General features: G+C 67.5%; 16 protein-coding genes. 8 read left to right on the top strand and 8 right to left on the bottom strand.

Translation table 11 applies throughout. The features are described 5' to 3' along the window. The first annotated feature begins 35 nt into the window (after positions 1 to 35). The 6 genes from VGV37_RS17365 (at position 36) to bioD (ending at position 5,168) form a co-directional block, all read left to right on the top strand. Positions 36 to 728 (top strand): ABC transporter ATP-binding protein, encoded by a 693-nt coding sequence (locus VGV37_RS17365; RefSeq protein ID WP_326880969.1) that lies wholly within the window; start codon positions 36 to 38, stop codon positions 726 to 728. Further along, complete coding sequence (locus tag VGV37_RS17360) at positions 725 to 1,870, top strand: ABC transporter permease (RefSeq protein ID WP_326880968.1); 1,146 nt, start codon at positions 725 to 727, stop codon at positions 1,868 to 1,870. The genes VGV37_RS17365 and VGV37_RS17360 overlap by 4 nt, the downstream gene beginning before the upstream one ends. Positions 1,871 to 1,880: 10 nt before the next feature. Then, entirely contained in the window at positions 1,881 to 3,065 is a 1,185-nt protein-coding gene (locus VGV37_RS17355) for an ABC transporter permease (protein ID WP_326880967.1), read from the top strand. A gap of 76 nt (positions 3,066 to 3,141) precedes the next feature. Beyond that, entirely contained in the window at positions 3,142 to 3,267 is a 126-nt protein-coding gene (locus tag VGV37_RS17350; RefSeq protein ID WP_326880966.1) for a hypothetical protein, read from the top strand. A 66-nt stretch (positions 3,268 to 3,333) separates the two neighbouring features. Further along, positions 3,334 to 4,458 carry an aminotransferase class I/II-fold pyridoxal phosphate-dependent enzyme gene (locus tag VGV37_RS17345; protein ID WP_326880965.1) on the top strand — a complete coding sequence of 375 codons (1,125 nt, stop codon included), beginning with the start codon at positions 3,334 to 3,336 and terminating at the stop codon, positions 4,456 to 4,458. Then, entirely contained in the window at positions 4,455 to 5,168 is a 714-nt protein-coding gene (bioD, locus tag VGV37_RS17340; RefSeq protein ID WP_326880964.1) for a dethiobiotin synthase, read from the top strand. Before VGV37_RS17345 ends, bioD begins: the two co-directional genes overlap by 4 nt. Here the strand turns inward: bioD and VGV37_RS17335 are convergent. The 8 genes from VGV37_RS17335 to VGV37_RS17300 are packed head-to-tail and all read right to left on the bottom strand — an operon-like array spanning position 5,122 to position 13,171. Then, the gene (locus tag VGV37_RS17335; protein ID WP_326880963.1) at positions 5,122 to 6,735 is read right to left on the bottom strand and encodes a serine hydrolase domain-containing protein; all 1,614 of its coding nucleotides are present in this window, start codon (positions 6,733 to 6,735) and stop codon (positions 5,122 to 5,124) included. The genes bioD and VGV37_RS17335 overlap by 47 nt on opposite strands. A 22-nt stretch (positions 6,736 to 6,757) precedes the next feature. Then, entirely contained in the window at positions 6,758 to 7,156 is a 399-nt protein-coding gene (locus VGV37_RS17330) for a hypothetical protein (RefSeq protein WP_326880962.1), read from the bottom strand. Next, positions 7,153 to 8,109, bottom strand: a complete 957-nt coding sequence (locus tag VGV37_RS17325; protein ID WP_326880961.1) for a Gfo/Idh/MocA family oxidoreductase — start codon at positions 8,107 to 8,109, stop codon at positions 7,153 to 7,155. The genes VGV37_RS17330 and VGV37_RS17325 overlap by 4 nt, the downstream gene beginning before the upstream one ends. Positions 8,110 to 8,121: 12 nt before the next feature. Further along, positions 8,122 to 9,297, bottom strand: a complete 1,176-nt coding sequence (locus tag VGV37_RS17320; protein ID WP_326880960.1) for an NAD(P)/FAD-dependent oxidoreductase — start codon at positions 9,295 to 9,297, stop codon at positions 8,122 to 8,124. A gap of 47 nt (positions 9,298 to 9,344) precedes the next feature. Continuing rightward, positions 9,345 to 10,421, bottom strand: a complete 1,077-nt coding sequence (locus VGV37_RS17315; RefSeq protein WP_326880959.1) for an alpha/beta hydrolase — start codon at positions 10,419 to 10,421, stop codon at positions 9,345 to 9,347. Between the two features lie 3 nt (positions 10,422 to 10,424). Next, the gene (locus VGV37_RS17310) at positions 10,425 to 11,672 is read right to left on the bottom strand and encodes an NAD(P)/FAD-dependent oxidoreductase (protein WP_326880958.1); all 1,248 of its coding nucleotides are present in this window, start codon (positions 11,670 to 11,672) and stop codon (positions 10,425 to 10,427) included. Beyond that, positions 11,665 to 12,327 carry an amino acid ABC transporter permease gene (locus tag VGV37_RS17305; protein ID WP_326880957.1) on the bottom strand — a complete coding sequence of 221 codons (663 nt, stop codon included), beginning with the start codon at positions 12,325 to 12,327 and terminating at the stop codon, positions 11,665 to 11,667. The genes VGV37_RS17310 and VGV37_RS17305 overlap by 8 nt, the downstream gene beginning before the upstream one ends. Positions 12,328 to 12,337: 10 nt before the next feature. Then, positions 12,338 to 13,171 (bottom strand): transporter substrate-binding domain-containing protein, encoded by an 834-nt coding sequence (locus tag VGV37_RS17300; RefSeq protein WP_326880956.1) that lies wholly within the window; start codon positions 13,169 to 13,171, stop codon positions 12,338 to 12,340. A 387-nt stretch (positions 13,172 to 13,558) separates the two neighbouring features. Between VGV37_RS17300 and VGV37_RS17295 the strand changes: the two genes are divergently transcribed. Together VGV37_RS17295 and VGV37_RS17290 are read left to right on the top strand one after the other, a co-directional pair. Next, positions 13,559 to 14,791, top strand: coding sequence for an efflux RND transporter periplasmic adaptor subunit (locus tag VGV37_RS17295; protein ID WP_326880955.1), 1,233 nt, complete (start codon positions 13,559 to 13,561; stop codon positions 14,789 to 14,791). An 11-nt stretch (positions 14,792 to 14,802) separates the two neighbouring features. Continuing rightward, a complete protein-coding gene (locus VGV37_RS17290) occupies positions 14,803 to 17,967 on the top strand; it encodes a multidrug efflux RND transporter permease subunit (protein ID WP_326880954.1) in 3,165 nt (1,054 codons plus the stop codon).

Here is a 17,967-nt window from a genome sequence, read left to right as displayed (position 1 = left end):
GCCGCGACAGCCACCAGCATAGGAGTGTCTCCCAGATGAGTGCGATCGTCACGCTCAAGAACGTCCTGAAGCGGTATCGTCGCGGCAAGGAACAGGTCGAGGTGCTGCATTCCCTAGACCTCACTATCGAGGCCGGCGATTTCGTCGCGATCATGGGGCCGTCGGGTTCGGGCAAGACCACCCTGCTCAACCTGATCGGCGGGCTCGACCAACCGACCGAGGGCGAGGTTTCGGTTGCCGGCGAGCGGATCGACCGGCTGTCCGGAGGCCAGCTCGCCAAGTGGCGGGCCCGCCACGTGGGCTTCATCTTCCAGTTCTACAACCTGATGCCGATGATGACGGCGGAGCGGAACGTCGAGCTGCCCCTGCTGCTGACCTCCTTGAGCCGGGCCGAGCGCAAGCGCAACGTGGCGACCGCGCTCGACATCGTGGGCCTGGGCGACCGCGCCAAGCACAAGCCCAGCGAATTGTCGGGCGGCCAGCAGCAGCGCGTCGCCATCGCCCGGGCGCTCGTCGCCGACCCGACGCTCCTGGTCTGCGACGAGCCGACCGGCGATCTCGACCGCCAGACCGCCGACGAGATCCTGCATCTGCTGCAGCTGCTGAACCGCGAGCAGGGCAAGACCATCATCATGGTCACCCACGATCCGAAGGCCGCCGAGTTCGCCTCGCGCCACCTGCATGTCGACAAGGGCCAGCTGGCCGATGCGGCGAGGGCGGCGGCATGAAATTCCTGCCCCTCGTCTGGGCCGGGCTGTGGCGCAAGCGCACCCGGACCTTCTTTACCCTGCTGTCGATCCTGATCGCGTTCCTGCTGTTCGGTATGCTGCAGGGGACCAATGCCGCGTTCAGCCGGGGCGTCGACGCGGCGAACGTCAACCGCCTGGTGACGGTCAGCCGCATCAGCTTCACCGAACCGCTGCCCTATGCCGACTTGGCGCAGATCGAGGCGCTGCCCGGCGTCGACCACGTGGCCTTCGCCAGCTGGTTCGGCGCCTATTACCAGGACCCGAAGCAATTCATCTTTTCGTTCCCGGTCGATCCGGAGCGTTATTTCAACCTGTATCCGGAATTCAAGCTGCCCAAGGAACAACTGGACACCTGGAAGCGGACGCGGACCGGCGTGGTGATCGGAATCGGGCTTGCCCACAAATACGGCTGGAAGATCGGCGACCGGGTGCCGCTGCATTCGACGATCTGGACCAAGCCGGACGGCACGTCCGACTGGGATTTCGATGTCGTCGGCATCTATGAGGATCCGCAGGACGCAGGGCAGGAGAACGCCTTCTTCATCAACCATGCCTATTTCGACGAGGCGCGCGCGTTTGGCAAAGGCACGATCGGCTGGTACATCGTCCGGATCAAGGATCCGACGACGGCAGTCGCGACCGGCGAGGCGATCGACAAGCTGTTCCTGAATTCCCAGGACGAGACCAAGACCCAGACCGAGAAGGAATTTCAGCAGTCGTTCATCAAGCAGATGGGCGACATCAATTTCATCGTTACCGCGATCCTGGGCGCCGTGTTCTTCACCCTCTTGTTCCTGACCGGCAACACCATGATGCAGTCGCTGCGCGAGCGGGTGCCGGAACTGGCGGTGCTGAAGACGCTGGGCTTCACCGACGGCGGTGTGCTGATGCTGGTGTTGGCGGAATGCCTGGTGCTGTGCGTGATCGCCGCTGCCCTGGGCCTTGCCGCCGCCGCCGCCCTGTTCCCGATGCTGAAGGACGTGGTCGGCATCGTGAACCTGCCGCTGGAAGTCGTCGGCCTTGGCATCGGCGTTGCGGTGCTGCTGGCGCTGGTGACCGGCCTGCCGCCGGCCTGGCGCGCCATGCGCCTCAACATCGTCGACGCCCTGGCGGGCCGGTGAGGAAAATGCCATGAGCCTGTTCAAGCAGATCGGGGCCGTCACGGCCATGAACCTTCAGAACGTCCCGTCGCGCCTCGGCACGTCGCTCGTGATCGTCGTCGGCATCGCCGGCGTCGTGGGCGTACTGATCTCCGTCCTGGCGATGGCACTCGGCTTTTCGGCGGCGCTCGACCATACTGGCCGGGCGGACCGGGCGATCGTCATGCGCGGCGGCTCGACGTCCGAGCTGGGCAGCACGATCTCGCGCGAGAACGCGCTGACCATCCTCGACGCGCCCGGCGTGCGCAAGACCGCGGACGGCAAGCCGGTCGGCTCTGCCGACGAGCTCGTCATCGTCGGCCTGCCGCAGAAGGGCTCCGCCACCGGCGTCAACGTCACCTTGCGCGGGATCGGGCCCGAAGGGTTGGCGACCCATCCGGAAATCAGGCTGATCGCCGGCCGGATGTTTCAGCCCGCGGTACGCGAGGTCGTCGTCGGCAAATCGGCTGCGGCGCAGTTCCAGGGGCTGGAGGTCGGCAGCCACATCGCCTTCCGCGACAGCGACTGGACGGTGGTCGGCATGTTCGAGAGCGGCGGCGACGCCCATGAGTCGGAGATGCTGGCCGATGCGGAAACGGTCATGTCGGCCTATCGGCGCAACTTGTTCGAGAGCGTCACCGTCTTGCTCGACGATGCGGCCGCGTTCGATGGCTTCAAGGCGGCCCTGACCACCAACCCGACCCTGTCGGTCGATGTCGAGCGCGAGCCGGCCTACTACGCCGCCATGTCGGCGACCCTGCAGAAGATGCTGTTCTTCATCGCTTATGTCGTCGGCGGTATCATGGCGGTGGGCGCGCTGTTCGGTGCGCTCAACACCATGTATTCGGCGGTCAGCACCCGGGCGGTCGAAATCGCGACCCTGCGCGCGCTGGGCTTCGGCGCGGCGCCGGTGGTGATCTCGGTGTTCGTCGAGGCATTGCTGCTGTCGTTCGTCGGCGGTGCCATCGGGGCGGCGCTCGCCTGGTTCTTCTTCAACGGCAATGCGGCCAATACTTTGAGCGGCAATTTCACCCAGCTCGTGTTCCACCTGACGATCGGACCCGGCATCATCCTGCTCGGCATCGCCTGGGCCTGCGCCATCGGCATGGTCGGCAGCCTGTTCCCGGCCATCCGCGCGGCCCGCCTGCCGATCGCGGTCGTGCTGCGGGCGGGGTGAGGCCGGAATAAAAGCCGTTCCGGGGAGTCCTTCAGAGGCGAGCGGGCAACGACCGATCACCTCTGGGGGACGAACCATGAAGACGTCTATTTTGGCGGCGATGCTGCTATCGCTGTCTCTCGGCATCGCTGCATGCACCAGCATGCAGATCCAACCCGCCAAGCCCTCCGACACGGACCAGCATGCCGGCGGCGGCTATTGAGGTGCGCGCTGGCCCGACCATGCGGGCATTGACAGCGTCGCCCGCGGGCGCTCTTTTCGGCCCATCATGTCCTCTCTCGATCAATTCGCCCACGCGAAGCTCGCCGACCTCGACGCCAAGTCGCTGCGCCGGACCCTGAAGGAAACACGCCGCGACGGGGCGGTGCATGCCTGGCGCGACGGGCGGCGGCTGCTGTCGTTCTGCGATAACGACTACCTGAACCTCAGCCAGGACGCGCGCGTGAAGCAGGCGGCGATCGCGGCGATCGAGAGCCACGGCACCGGCTCCGGCGCCTCGCGCCTGGTGACCGGCAACCACCCGCTCTATGCCACGCTCGAAGCCCGGCTCGCGGCCCTCAAAGGCACCGAGGACGCGATCGTGTTCGGCAGCGGCTATCTCGCCAACATCGGCATCGTGCCGGCGCTTGCGGGCAAGGGTGACCTGATCCTCGTCGACGAACTGGCCCATGCCTGCCTCAACGCCGGTGCGCGCCTGTCGGGCGCCCGGGTCGTCCCGTTCCGGCATAATGATCTCGGCCACCTGACCGACCTGCTGGCGACCGAGCGCACCCAGTTCCGCCATTGCATGATCCTGATCGACCGGGTCTACAGCATGGACGGCGACCTGGCGCCGGTCGCGGCGATCTCGGCGCTGGCAACCGCCCACGATGCCTGGCTGATGAGCGACGATGCCCACGGCATCGGCGTGATGCCGAAGGAGGATCCGTCGCTGGTGCCGTTGCAGATGGGCACCTTGTCGAAGGCGCTCGGATCCTATGGCGGCTATCTGTGCGCCTCGGCGCCGATCGTGGCGCTGCTGCGCAGCCGCGCGCGCTCCTTCGTCTATACCACCGGCCTGCCGCCTGCTTCGGTCGCCGCGGCCATCGCGGCGCTCGACGTCATCGAGGGCGATCCCGAATGGGCCACGACCCCCGTCGTGCGTGCGCGCCAATTTACGCGGCTGCTCAATCTGCCCCATGCCGAAAGCCCGATCGTGCCGGTCGTGATCGGCGAGGCGGATGCGGCGATGGCGGCCTCGGAACGGCTGCTGGCGCAGGGCTTCCTGGTGACCGCGATCCGGCCGCCGACCGTGCCGGCCGGCACCGCGCGCCTGCGCATCACCTTTTCCGCCGGCCACAGCGAGGCCGACGTGCTGGCCCTGGCAGACGCCGTGCGCGCGGCGCTGCCGTGAGCCGCTTCTTCGTCACGGCGACCGGCACCGAACTCGGCAAGACCTTCGTAAGTGCCGCCCTGCTGCAGGGCGCCCAGGCGGCCGGCCTGACGGTCGCCGGGCTGAAGCCGGTCGCGAGCGGCGTCGACGATGGTAATCTCGCCAACAGCGACCCGGCCGTGCTGCTGGCGGCGCAGGGCCTGGAGCAGGATTGGCCCGCGGTCAAGCGCATCTGCCCCTGGCATTTCACGGCGGCACTGTCGCCCGACATGGCGGCCGCCCGTGAGGGACGCCGCGTGCCGTTCGACGATCTCGTCCGCTTCTGCCGCGGGACGCTCGACGGTCCGGATGAGTTCGTTCTGGTCGAGGGGGTCGGCGGGGTGATGGCGCCGCTCGACGAGCGCCATACCGTGCTCGACTGGATGGCGGCGCTCGATCTCCCCGCACTGTTGGTCGCCGGTACCTACCTGGGCACGATCAGCCACACGCTGACGGCGCTGGCGACACTCGCCGGCCGGGGCGTGCCGGTCGCGGCCCTGATCCTCAGCGAATCGATCGACTCGCCGGTCCCGCCTGTCGAGACGGCGGCCGCCATCCGCCGGTTTGCTCCGGACTTGCCGATCCTGCACCTGCCGCGCCTGGCTGGTCCCGAGGGCTGGCGCCGTTCGGCTCTCTACGCCGACCTCACGCGATCCGGTCGAACCGCAGCCGCTTCGACCGGCCGCCACTGACCTCCAGCCCGGCGATCGTGCCGTTGCCGCGCAGGACCTGGACGTCGAGCCAGGCCTTGAACAGCACGCTCGGCATCTCGACCCGCAACTGATCGCCCTCGATCGCCACGGCATTCCACGGGCCGGTGTGATGCAGCGGCCCGATCACGGCGATCTTCGCCAGGTTGTCGCTCTCTGTCGTCACGGTCCAGATCGCGCCCAGTTCGGGGCAGGCATAGCGGGCGGCAAGGCCGTTCGGCAGGGGGATCGGCTCTGGCGGCATCCGTTCGAACACGGCATGGGCGCCGGCATCGAAGGTGACATGCACGCTGTCGTGCTCGTCGACCAGCGTCGTGACGAAGTCGAACGCGCCGCGCGCCGCGGACAGCCGGCCGTCTTCGGTCGCCTCCAGCACGAAGGGCACACCGTTCATCGCGGCCATCGGTGTGCCGTCGGCGGCAACCGAGAATTCCACGGTGGCCGCACTCTCCCGATCGAGATAGCGGCCGGCCAGCCGGTCGAGAGCCGGGCGCGACGGCAGGGCGGGAGTCTGTTCCACGCCGGGGCGGCCCTCGATCGCACCGTCCAGCACGCGATGCGCCAGGCGATAGCAATCGACCGCCGCATTGTTGGCGATGGCGATGATCGTCAGGTTCAGCGCCGGCACGCGCAGGAACTCGGTCTTGAAGCCGGGCCACAGGCCGCCGTGATCCACCGTATTCAGCCCGCGATAGGATTTCACCTGCAGACCGCGCGCATAGGAATTGGCGAGCCCGTTCAGGAACGGCGCCTGCTGCGCCAGCGCCTCGACCAGCGCCATGCCGCCGACCTGGCCCGTCGTGAAATTATGGTCCCAGCGCGCCAGATCGGCGACCGAGGACACGAGGCCACCCTCGCCGCCCTGCGGGAAGGCGTGGCCGGCCCGGACATAGGTCTCCCCTTGCGGGAAATAGCCGGTCGCCAGGCCGGGCACCAGCTCGGCCGTGGTCTCGACCAGCCGCGAGCAGCCCATGCCGAGCGGCGCCAGAATGTGGCTGCCGACGAAATCGCCCAACGACCGGCCGCTCAGCGTTTCGACGATGCGGCCCAATAGCAGGAAATTCGTGTTGCTATAGGAGAACCGGCTGCCTGGTGTGAAATTCAGGCTGCGCTGCAGCCGGATTGCGCCCATCAGGTCGTCGGGGCTGCACGGGATCTGCAGGTCCATGCCGCTCATGCGCATCAGTTCGAGGAAGTCGCGCAGCCCGCTCGTGTTGTGCATCAGGTGGTCGAGCGTGATCTTCTCGCCGAAATCCGGCAGGTCCGGCAGATGCTCGTGTATCTCCTGGTCCCGCGACAGCTTGCCTTCGGCTTCCAGCAGCAGGATCGCGGCGCAAGTGAATTGCTTGGTGACCGACGCGACGCGAAAGCAGGTCCCGGGCCCGATCGGCACGTCCAGCTCGATGTTGGCAAGCCCGGCCGAGCGCTGCAGCAGCACCTCGCCGTCGCGCAGGATGCCGACCGTGCAGCCGGGCGTCGCGGGCTTCGCCCAGGGTTGGATCAGCCGGTCGATATGGCCGGTGAGCGTCTCCAGATCGAGATCGGTCATAATGCCCTCTTGGTACGGTCGTTCATGAGCATGACGGGATGTAGGTCCCGTCGATAGTAGCGAGATGGCCGCCCTCGTCGGTCGTCCAGGTCACGGTCCAGGCGCGCGTGCAGGCCAGGCTTCGCCGCTCCAGCGAGGCCCAATGCCGGCGACCGTCGCCTTCCCCCGGATGCTCGAACCCTTCTTTCCACAGTTCCAGCATCAGGACCCGCTCGTCCGAGCCGGCGGCAAATCGCTCGCGGACCCGATCGGCGAATTGCTGACGGGCCGTTGCCGCGACTGTCGACAGGCCGTCGGCCAGCGGCGGTAGCGGCTGGGCATCGTCCGGCAGCCGGTCGTAGACCCGGGTCAGCGCGCTCGAAACCGTCCCGACCAGGATCAGTGCCACAACCAGCAGCAATGTCCTGGCCTGCCGGGTCACGCGAGGATCGCCTCGATCAATTCCTGGACCCGCAACGCCGCGCGGAAGTCGGGCAGGCTGTGCGGCTTGCCCTCGAGCATGGCGATGATCTGGTTCAGTTGCCGGAAGGCGCCGTCGCGCCGGAAATCCTCGACGACCGGCGTGGTCTCGACCCAGGGGCCGCCCTCGGTCTCCTCGGTCCGGTACCAGTCGGTGATGCGGTGGGATTTTTTCGTGCCCCAGAACGTGATCTCGACCAGGTCAGGACCGACGCCGCCGGCCGAGCTGGCGACGGAGATCGGCACGCCCGCGGCGGTCAGCCGGGCGCTGGCGTGGGTCTCGCACAGGGTCGGATCGGCCGGATGGCGCACGTCGAAGGTGTCGAGCGTCGCCGGTCCCAGCACGCGGTCGCACAGATAGAGGAAATGCGACAGCACCTCGCGTACGAAGCCGCCTTCCTCCCTGAGCGCCAGCCACCTCGCGTTCGCCTGCCAGGGACGCGGCCAGACCGCGAAATGCTGGCGAATGTCGACGCCCAGCAAGGTGCCGAACGCGCCGGCCGCATAGGCGTTCTGGATCGCTTCGCCGGCGCGCGACGAGCCATAGGCGAAATTGACCGCCTGGGGCAGGCCGGAGGCTTCCATGCGCCGGGTCAGCGCGCGGCTGTCGGCGACGTCGACGCCGAGCGGCTTCTCGCACAGCACGGCTTTCTTAGCCTCGATCGCCGCCAGGGCGTAGCCGGCATGGGCCATGGGCGGCACGCCGATATAGACGAGGTCGGTGTCGCCCGATCGGATCAGCGCCTCGGCCGGCGTGTCGAAATCGATGGTCGGATGCAGGGTCTTGGCATGGGCGCGCGCTTCGGGCGAGGCGTCCCAGCCGCCGAGGACGGCGAATTTCTCGTGCAGCGTCAGGTGGCTCAGCATGCGCTGGCCCATGATGCCCAGGCCCAGGACGGCGACGCGATAGGTCATTGTTCTTCCTTTTCAGACGGCCTGGCCGGCGCACCAGCCGCTCGACCAGGCCCATTGGAAATTATAGCCGCCCAGCCAGCCGGTCACGTCGACCGCCTCGCCGATGGCATGGAGACCCGGCACCGCCTTGGCGCCCAGGGTCTGCGACGATAGCCCGTCGGTGTCGATGCCGCCCGATGTCACCTCGGCCTTGGCATAGCCTTCGGTGCCGGCCGGCTTCAGCGGCCAGCGTTTCAACTGCTCGGCCACGCGCAGCAGCGCCTTGTCCGGATATGTGGCCATCGACTGGTTCGGCATCCGGTCCTCGACCAGCTTCAGCGCGAGGCGGCCGGGCAGGATCTCGGTCAGGACGGTCTTCAATTCGGCCTTGGGCCGGGTTTTCTTGCGCTCGATCAGGTAGGGTGCCAGGTCGAGGTCGGGCAGCAGGTCGAGCAGGATCGTCTCGCCCGGTTGCCAATAGGACGAGATCTGCAGGATCACCGGGCCGGACAGGCCGCGGTGGGTGAACAGCATCGCCTCGCGGAACCGGCGCTTTTCGCGGGATGCCATGGTATCGAGCGAGACGCCGGCCAGCGGCTGCATCAGTGCCAGATCCTCCGGTCCGACGGTCAGGGGCACCAGGGCCGGTCGGGTTTGGGTCATCTTCAGGCCGAATTTCCGGGCGACGTCGTGGGCGAAGCCGGTCGCCCCCATCTTGGGGATCGACAGGCCGCCGGTCGCCAGCACCAGCGCCTCAGCCTCGACCGGCCGGCGATCGGTCTCGATCCGGAACCGCTCGGGCTTGTCGATCGCCGTCACCTTGGTGTCGAGCCAGATCTGGACGCCGGCCGCGGCGCATTCGGCCAGCAGCATGGCCAGGATCTCGCGCGCCGAGCCGTCGCAAAACAGCTGGCCCAGATTGCGCTCGTGATAGGGGATGCGGTGCTTCTCGACCAGCGCGATGAAGTCGTGTTGGCTGTATCGCTTCAGCGCCGATTTCACGAAATGCGGGTTGGCCGACAGGAAGCAGTCGGGCACCACGTCCCGGTTGGTGAAATTGCAACGGCCGCCGCCCGAGATCAGGATCTTCTTGCCGGCCTCGTCGGCATGGTCGATCAGCAGCACGCGCCGCCCGCGGCCGCCGGCGCTGAGCGCGCACATGAGGCCGGCCGCCCCGGCACCGATGATGACGACGTCGTAGTTGGTCATGAGAGGGGATCAGTAGACGGTCCGGGCGCGTCGGGGCAAGTGCCCGCTCATGGGACGCGATGAAGCAGGGCAGCGAGCCGGCCGGTCCCGTCGGCCGAGGTCCACAGCAGCGTCGCGGTGCCATCCGGCGCCGGTGTCAGGGCGACCCGGGTCTTGCCAGGCTCGGCGAAGGCCAGGCCGCCGTCTGCCACCTGGCCGGTCAGCGGTGTCGATCCCGCCGCCAGGGCATTGGTCGGTCCCGTCAAGAGCAATGCGGCCGCCTTATCGCCCTCGATGCGGGACACGGCCAGCATCACCTCACGCCCGCTTGTGTAGTTGCCGTACCATTTGCCGGCCAGCCCGCCCGGTGTCATGGCGAACCCGGCCGGCAGCGCCAGATCGGCGCTCGGTGTCTCGCCCCAATGGGTCTCGCAGCTTGCGAGCGCAGGCATCTGGCCCGTTTCGGCGGCGGTGAGCCAGCACGGGCCGAAACGCCTGGCGAAATAGACCGAGCTGCCGGCGCCATGACCTTCGAGCACGGCCGGCCGGTCGATGATCAGGTGCGGCACGCCGCGTTCGCCCAGGATCCGGTCGGCTTTCGGTCCGCGACCGCCGGGATCGAACAGGTCGCGGTTGAAGAAGCTGATGATGACCGGGATATGCGGAAGGGCCTCCAGCTTGGGATAGAGCAGGGTCGCGTTCTGCTCGAAGCCGCGCTTGCTTGCGTCGCCGTAAGCCGCCGGGGCGTTCACCAGCACCGCGGTCAGCTTGTCGGTACGCGCGGCGGCGGCGAGCGAGATCCACGAGCCGAACGACTGGCCGGCCGTCACCAGTTTGCCGTAGCCCTTGGCCTTCAACCCGTCGATCGCAGCCAGCAACGCCACGACACTGTCCTCTTCGCGATCCGCGGCGATGCCCCGGGTCAGGCGATAGACATCCCAGCCGGCGTCCCGGAACATCGTCATCACGGCCGCGATCGGTGCTTTGGCGTTAGCCTCCTGCTGCGACAGACCGTGGTTCCAGATGATCGCGCCATGGGCGGCCGTCGGTCCCTTGATCGCGTCGGGATAGGCGGCGATCAACTCGGTTTCGGCCCAGGCAGGGTTCCAGGCGAGGGCGAGCAGCAGCAGGATCAGCCGGCGCATCTTTCAGAATCTCCCCGGCGAGAAGGGGGCGAGGTCGATCGGCGGCGTCCGGCCGGCGATCAGGTCGGCGACCAGGGTCCCGGTGAACGGACCGCCGGCCAGCCCGACATGGCCATGGCCGAAGGCATGGATGGCATTGGCGGCGGCACGCGACCGGCCGATCACCGGCAGGCTGTCCGGCGTGCTGGGGCGATGACCGAGCCACCGCGACAGGCGCGCTTCGGGCATCGTTTCCGGCAGGGCTGGGAACAGGGCCCGTGCCTGGCGCAGCAGCAGGTCGGCGCGGCGCCAGTCGGGCGGGGCATCAAGGCCGGCGAATTCGACGGTGCCCGCAAGCCGCAGCCGGCCCGCCATCGGCGTCACCGCGAACTTGCCTTCGCCGGACATGATCGGCAGCCGCGGCATCGCCTCGGATGCCGTGATTTCCAGGTGATAGCCCCGCTCGCTCTCGAGCGGCACCCGGTCGCCCAACTGGGCCGCCAACGGCGCCGACCAGGCGCCGGCGGCGAGGACGAGCCAGTCGAGGGCATGGTTGGCCTGGTCGGTCCGCACCGCCACGACCCGGCCGTCGCGCTGTTCGATCGCGACGGCGCGCTCACGCAGCACCTGCCCGCCGTCTCGCACCAGCGTCTCGGCGCCGAGGCGGCACAGCTCGCCAGGATCGGCACAATGGCCATTCTCCGAAATGAAGCGGGCGAAGCGGATGTCGCGGCTGAGGCTCGGTTCCAGCTGGCGCAGGGCGTCGGCGTCGAGGTCGTCGACCTCAATGCCATTGGCCCTACGCAACGCCGCGCCTGCCGCGTCGGCGCGGAATGCCGTCTCCGTCCGGTAGACCCACAACGCGCCGTGCCGATGCATGAGATGGGTGGCGCCGACCGCCTCGGCCAAGGCCCGATGGGCGGCGACCGACGGCGCCAGCAATTCGCGCAACGCCCTGGCCTGCGCCCGGATCTGCGGCGTCGTGCCGGCGCGCAGGAAGCGCCACAGCCAGGGCGCGGCCTTGGGCAGGTAGCGCCAGCGCAGCGACAGGGGCCCCAACGGATCCAGCAGCCAGCCGGGCACGGATTTCAGCATGCCCGGATAGGCGCTCGGCACGACCGAGGCGCCACTCAGCCAGCCGGCATTGCCGAAGGAAGCACCGCCGGCCGGCCCCGCCGGATCGAGCACGGTCACCCGATGGCCATCGCGCTGCAGGGCGAGTGCTACACTCAGCCCGACGATGCCGGCACCGATGATCAGGGCCTCAGGCATGAACGGCGAGCCGCCGTTCCAGCCCCTGGACCGCCAGGGTCAGCGGGAACAGCACGGCGAAATAGACCAGCGCCACCAGGGTATAGACCTCGAGCGGCCGGTAGGTCGCCGCGGTGACGACCTGGCCCTGGTACAGCAGGTCCGGCACCGCCAGTACCGAGACGAGCGAGGTGTTCTTCAATTGGATGATCGACTGGTTCATCAGCGGCGGCAGCATGCGCTTCAAGGCCTGGGGCAGGATGATCTTGCGCATCAGCGATAGCCGGCCGAGGCCGAGCGCCCTTCCGGCGTCCCATTGGCCGGCATCGATCGAGGTGATGCCGGCGCGGATGATCTCGGCATAGAAGGCGCCGCCATAGAGGCTCAAGGTCAGGGTCGCGGCGAGCGCCGGCGACATGGAGATGCCCAGCAGCACCGGCAGCGCGTAGTAGAACCAGACCAGTTGCACCAGAAGCGGGGTGCAGCGGAACACTTCGATGTAGAAAATCAGCGGCCAGGTCGTGAACCGGGACTGGGCGAGCCGGCCGAGGCCCGCGGCGGTGCCGACGATGAGGCCCAGCACCACGCACAGGATGGTGTATCCGACCGTGTAGCCGAGCCCGACCCAGACCAGGCTCCGGTAGCTCCACAATGCGCCGAAGTCCCATTGGTACATGGGAGAAGCCCTAGAAATTCACCGCCGGCGGAATGTCGCCCGTCTGCACGCCGACCAGTTCCAGGTTCTTCGACACCCACTCGCGCACCTGGCCGATGCTACGGTTGTAATCGACCCAGACGTCGACGAAGTCGCGGAAGGATTTGTCCGCCTCCTTGCGCACGCCGGGATTGGTCGTGGTGCCCATCAGCGGCTGCGGCACGATCAGCTGGCCGACGTTCGGGTTCTTCTTGAGCATGGTCAGCGACAGGATGACCACCAGCACCTGGGCATCGACCCGGCCGGTCTGCAGCGCCAGGGTCGCCTCGTCGGCGGTCTTGAAACCGACGATCTCGGCCTTGGGACACAGGCGGCGCGCGATCGCGTCGTGGGACGAGCCGATGTCGACGGCGATCTTGACCTTCGGGTCGTTGAGGTCGGCCCAGGTCTTCGGCTCGAAGCCCTTCTTGGCCAGGATGGTGAAGGCGTTGGTGAACAGCGGCTTGCAGAAATCGATGGCGAAGGCGCGCTTGGGCGTCGGGTTGACGCCGAACATGATGTCGATCTTGTCGGCCTGGAGGTCCAGCACCGCATTGCCCCAGGTGCTCTCGACGATGTCCAGCTCGGCCTCGAACTGTGCGGCGAGATCGGTCGCCATGTCGACGCAGAAGCCCGACCATTTTCCCGCGACCAGATCCTTGTGGTAATAGGGCTCGCCGCCCGCGATCGCGCCGATCCGCAGCTTCTTCGTGCGCTTGATCCGGTCGAAGGTCGACTCCGGCGCGTCGGCCGCGCGCGCGACGCCCAGGCTGGAGACGAGGGCGGCGCTGCCGGCGAGCAGGGCCAGGGATCGGCGTGAAATCATCCGCGGTCTCTCCGGAGGTCTCGAGGCGCCCCGTGCCTTTGGAAATCAAGGTCCTGGACCGATCCTAGCCCGCAGGCCGAACCGCGTGGAAGGGGGAATGCGGGGATATTCGCGATTGATCGAACGTGATTACGACTGCCGCCAGGACACCGGCCACCCGGCGAAGTTGCGGTGGCGGCGGCGGAGATGCCAGACCGGGAAACAGCCGTCTGGCACAGGACATCGGCGAGCCGTCCTGACGAGCTTTGCGGTAGCAGAGGGCTTTCCTCTGTAGCCGGACTGAGGGCATTATACCGCCCGTCCACGACCCGCGGATGTGTCCGATCCGTCCGACGATGCCCGTCCGCTTCCATTCCTGCCCGCGCGCCCCCGAGAGGTATCCATTCCGTGTCGACGCAACCGCCGCCCCCGACCCAGAAGAATCCCCCCGTCCGCGCCCGCCGTTGGACACATTACCTGCTCGTGGGCGCCGGTCTCGCGGCGGCGAGCGGCTTGTCGGCCGTGCTGCTGGGCCACCCGACGCGGCCGGCCGTCGCCCAGGCCGCCCCGGCAGCGCCCCCGCCGGTCACGGTCAGTCAGCCGCTGCAGAAGGAAGTGACCGAGTGGGATGAATATACCGGGCAGTTCGCGGCGGTCGACTATGTCGAGATCCGCGCCCGCGTGCCGGGCTACCTGACCGAGATCCATTTCACCGACGGCCAGATCGTGAACAAGGGCGACCTGCTGTTCGTCATCGATCCGCGGCCCTACGAGATCGAGCAGCAGCAGGCCCAGGCCCAGTTGGCGACGGCGGAATCGACTCTCGATCTGGCCAATCGGCAGCTGGCGCGGGCTGCTTCGCTGCGTGAAAAGGATTTCGTCGCCCAGTCGACCTATGACGAGCGGCTGCAGACCATGAAATCGGCGGCGGCCTCGGTCGAGACCGGCAAGGCGGCGGTCCGGCAGGCACAACTCGACCTGGAATTCAGCCATGTGACGGCACCGCTCACCGGGCGCATCAGCCAGCATCTGGTGTCGATCGGCAACCTGGTCAGCGGCGGCGCCACCGGCACGCCGACCCTGCTGACGACGATCGTCTCGCTCGATCCGATCTATCTGAACTTCGACATGAGCGAGGCGCAGTTCCTCGCCTACGAACGCGCCTCGGCCAGCGGAAAGCTCAAATCCAACCGCGACAAGGGCGTGCCCGTGTTCGCGCGACTGACCGACGAGGCCCAGTGGACGCGCGAGGGCATCATGAATTTCGTCGATAATCAGGTCGATCGCAGTGCCGGCACGATCCGCGCGCGGGGCGTATTCCCGAACCCGAACTTCTTCCTGACCTCCGGCCAGTTCGGCCGCCTGCGCATTCCGGGATCGGAGCCCTATCAGGCGATCCTGGTGCCTGATGCCGCCGTCGTCACCGACCAATCCTCCAAGCTGCTGTTGACCGTCGCCGAGGATGGCACGGTGGTGCCGAAGCTGGTCCGGCTGGGACCGACCATCGACGGGCTGCGGGTCATCCGCTCCGGCATCGATCCCAAGGACCGGGTGATCATCGACGGGCTGGTGCGGGCGCGCCCCGGGGCAAAGGTCACGCCGCAGCCCGGCGAGATCAAGTCCTCCGCGACGGCCGGCTGAGGCAGGGCCCCATGAACATCTCGCATTTCTTCATCGATCGCCCGATCTTCGCGGCGGTCGTGTCGATCTTCGTCACGATCATCGGCGGCTTTGCCTATTTCGCATTGCCGGTCGCGCAATATCCCGAGATCGCGCCGCCGACCATCGTCGTTACCGCCTCCTACCCGGGGGCCTCGGCCGACGTGGTCGCCGATACCGTCGCCACGCCGATCGAGCAGCAGGTCAACGGCGTCGAGAACATGCTGTATATGGTCAGCCAGGCGACCGGCGACGGCAACGTGTCGATCACCGTCACCTTCAGCCTGGGCACCAATCTCGATACCGCCCAGGTTCTGGTGCAGAACCGCGTCGCGATCGCCCAGCCGCGCCTGCCCGAAACCGTGCAGCGCCTGGGCGTGACGGTGAAGAAGAACTCGCCCGACCTGATGATGGTCGTGCATCTATCCTCGCCCGACAAATCGCGCGACCAGCTCTATATCTCGAACTACGCCACCCTGCAGGTAAAGGACGTGCTGGCGCGCATCACCGGGGTCGGCGACGTCCGCATCTTCGGCGCACGCGACTATTCCATGCGCATCTGGCTGGACCCGGACAAGATCCAGTCGCGCAACCTGACGGCCGGCGAGGTGGTGGCCGCACTGCAGGCGCAGAACGTCCAGGTCTCGGCCGGCGTGCTGAACGCGCCGCCGACGCCCAATCCCGGCGCCTTCCAGCTCAACGTCCAGACGCTGGGGCGCCTGACCGATCCGCGCCAGTTCGACGACGTCATCGTCAAGACCGATGCGGCCGGCCGCGTCACCCGGATCCGGGACATCGCCCGGGTCGAGCTTGGCGCCCAGGATTATGGCGCCAACGGCTATCTCGACGATCGCCAGGCCGTGCCGCTGCTGATCTTCCAGCAGCCGGGCACCAACGCGCTCGAAACCGCCGACCATGTCATCGCGACCATGGAGCAATTGTCCAAGGCGTTCCCGATCGGCGTCAAATACGACATCGTCTACAACCCGACCCAATTCATCGCCCAGTCGGTCGACGAGGTGCAGAAGACGATCTACGAGGCGGTGGTGCTGGTCGTCATCGTCGTGATCCTGTTCCTGCAGACCTGGCGCGCCTCGGTCATCCCGATCGTCGCCATCCCGGTCTCGCTGATCGGGACCTTCGCGGTGCTCGCGGCTTTCGGCTATTCGCTGAACAACCTGTCGCTGTTCGGCCTGGTGCTGGCGGTTGGCATCGTGGTCGACGACGCGATCGTCGTGGTCGAGAACGTCGAGCGCAACATGCGGCTGGGCATGAATCCGCGCGAGGCGGCGCACAAGTCGATGGACGAGGTCGGCGGCGCGCTCATCGCCATCGCGCTCGTGCTGTGCGCGGTCTTCATCCCCGCCGCCTTCATCCCCGGCATTTCGGGGCAGTTCTTCCGGCAATTCGCCGTCACGATCGCGGCCTCGACCGCGATTTCGCTGCTGGTCTCCCTGACCTTGAGCCCGGCGCTGTGCGCGATCCTGTTCAAGCCTCATGTCGAGCATCATGAACAGAAGCACTCGCTGCTCGCGCGGCCTTTCGTGGCCTTCTTCGCGGGGTTCAACCGGGGCTTCGAATGGCTGGCCGACCGCTATGGCCGCCTGACCGGACGGCTGACGCGAATGGCCGTGCTGATGCTGCTCGTCTATGCGGGTCTGATCGGCCTGACCGGTTTCCAGTTCAGCCGCGCGCCGACCGGCTTCATTCCCGACCAGGACCAGGGCTACCTGATCTGCGTCTTTCAGCTGCCGCCGGGTTCGTCGCTGGCGCGCACCGATGCGGTGGTGCGCAAGGCGACGGGCATCATCCTCGACACGCCCGGCATCGCGCATGCGGTCGTGCTGGCCGGGTTCGACGGCGCGACCTTCACCAACGCGCCCAATGCCGGCGCGATCTTTACGCCCTTCAAACCGTTCCCCGAACGGGTCGCGGCCGGCCAGACCTCCGCCTCAATCCAGGCGGACCTGCGCCGGCGCCTGGGCGCGCTGCAGGAAGCATTCACTCTGGTCATCCAGCCGCCGCCAGTGCGCGGCATCGGCAATGCCGGCGGCTTCAAGATGATGGTCCAGGACAAGCGGGGCCGCGGATTGCAGGCGCTCGAAGCGGCGACCGGCGAGATCCTGGCGGCGGCCAACAAGACGCCCGGCCTGGTCGGCGTGTTCTCCCTGTTCAACAACCGCACGCCCAAGGTCTATGCCGACATCGACCGGGTGAAGGCGGAGATGCTCAACGTCTCGGCCGACAAGGTGTTCGAGGCGCTGCAGGTCTATCTGGGCTCGGCCTACGTCAACGACTTCAACTATCTGGGCCGGACCTATCAGGTGACGGCTCAGGCCGACGCCCAGTTCCGCGAGAATGTCAGCGACATCGCGAACCTGAAGACCCGCAACGGCGCCGGACAAATGGTGCCGATCGGCTCGGTCACCAGCTTCCGCGACATCACCGGCCCCTATCGCGTGCCACGCTACAATCTCTATCCGGCAGCGGAGGTCCAGGGCTCGCTGTTGCCGGGCTATTCGACCGGCTATGCACTGGCACAGCTGGAAAAGATCGCGGCTGAACGGCTCTCAGACGGCTTCGGCTATGAATGGACCGAGCTCAGCTACCAGGAAAAGCTCGCCGGCAATTCCGGCATCCTGGTGTTCGCGGCCTCGGTGCTGTTCGTGTTCCTGGTGCTGGCGGCGCAGTACGAAAGCTGGGCGCTGCCGCTGTCGGTCGTCCTGATCGTGCCCATGTGCCTGCTGGCGGCAGTCTCGGGATTGCTGCTGCGCGGCATCGCGGTCAACATCCTGGCCCAGGTCGGCTTCGTCGTGCTGGTGGGCCTCGCCGCCAAGAACGCGATCCTGATCGTGGAATTCGCAAGGCAGGCGGAGGACGAAGGGCAGGACCGGTTCCAGGCGGCGATCACGGCCGCGCGCACGCGGCTGCGACCGATTCTCATGACCTCGTTCGCCTTCATCCTGGGCGTCGTGCCGCTGGCGATCGCGACCGGCGCCGGTGCCGAAATGCGCCAATCGCTCGGCACGGCCGTGTTCTTCGGCATGCTGGGCGTGACCTGCTTCGGCCTGATCTTCACGCCGATCTTCTACGTGGTGATCCGTGGCCTGGTCGGCCGCCGCGCGGGCAAAGCCGTGCCGGCGACACCCGCGCCGTGA

The sequence above is a fragment of the Aliidongia sp. genome, from assembly GCF_035943795.1.
Lineage (GTDB): Bacteria > Pseudomonadota > Alphaproteobacteria > ATCC43930 > CGMCC-115725 > Aliidongia.
This window is presented reverse-complemented; position numbering and strand designations above follow the sequence as displayed.

What these genes read in the sequence shown, in the direction of transcription:
- VGV37_RS17360 (WP_326880968.1), top strand. Translation starts at nt 725, where the DNA reads ATGAAATTCCTGCCCCTCGTCTGGGCCGGGCTGTGGCGCAAGCGCACC.
- VGV37_RS17315 (WP_326880959.1), bottom strand. Translation starts at nt 10,421, where the DNA reads ATGCGCCGGCTGATCCTGCTGCTGCTCGCCCTCGCCTGGAACCCTGCC.
- VGV37_RS17350 (WP_326880966.1), top strand. Translation starts at nt 3,142, where the DNA reads ATGAAGACGTCTATTTTGGCGGCGATGCTGCTATCGCTGTCTCTCGGC.
- VGV37_RS17310 (WP_326880958.1), bottom strand. Translation starts at nt 11,672, where the DNA reads ATGCCTGAGGCCCTGATCATCGGTGCCGGCATCGTCGGGCTGAGTGTA.
- VGV37_RS17325 (WP_326880961.1), bottom strand. Translation starts at nt 8,109, where the DNA reads ATGACCTATCGCGTCGCCGTCCTGGGCCTGGGCATCATGGGCCAGCGC.
- VGV37_RS17320 (WP_326880960.1), bottom strand. Translation starts at nt 9,297, where the DNA reads ATGACCAACTACGACGTCGTCATCATCGGTGCCGGGGCGGCCGGCCTC.
- VGV37_RS17290 (WP_326880954.1), top strand. Translation starts at nt 14,803, where the DNA reads ATGAACATCTCGCATTTCTTCATCGATCGCCCGATCTTCGCGGCGGTC.
- VGV37_RS17365 (WP_326880969.1), top strand. Translation starts at nt 36, where the DNA reads ATGAGTGCGATCGTCACGCTCAAGAACGTCCTGAAGCGGTATCGTCGC.
- VGV37_RS17305 (WP_326880957.1), bottom strand. Translation starts at nt 12,327, where the DNA reads ATGTACCAATGGGACTTCGGCGCATTGTGGAGCTACCGGAGCCTGGTC.
- VGV37_RS17335 (WP_326880963.1), bottom strand. Translation starts at nt 6,735, where the DNA reads ATGACCGATCTCGATCTGGAGACGCTCACCGGCCATATCGACCGGCTG.
- VGV37_RS17300 (WP_326880956.1), bottom strand. Translation starts at nt 13,171, where the DNA reads ATGATTTCACGCCGATCCCTGGCCCTGCTCGCCGGCAGCGCCGCCCTC.
- VGV37_RS17345 (WP_326880965.1), top strand. Translation starts at nt 3,334, where the DNA reads ATGTCCTCTCTCGATCAATTCGCCCACGCGAAGCTCGCCGACCTCGAC.
- VGV37_RS17355 (WP_326880967.1), top strand. Translation starts at nt 1,881, where the DNA reads ATGAGCCTGTTCAAGCAGATCGGGGCCGTCACGGCCATGAACCTTCAG.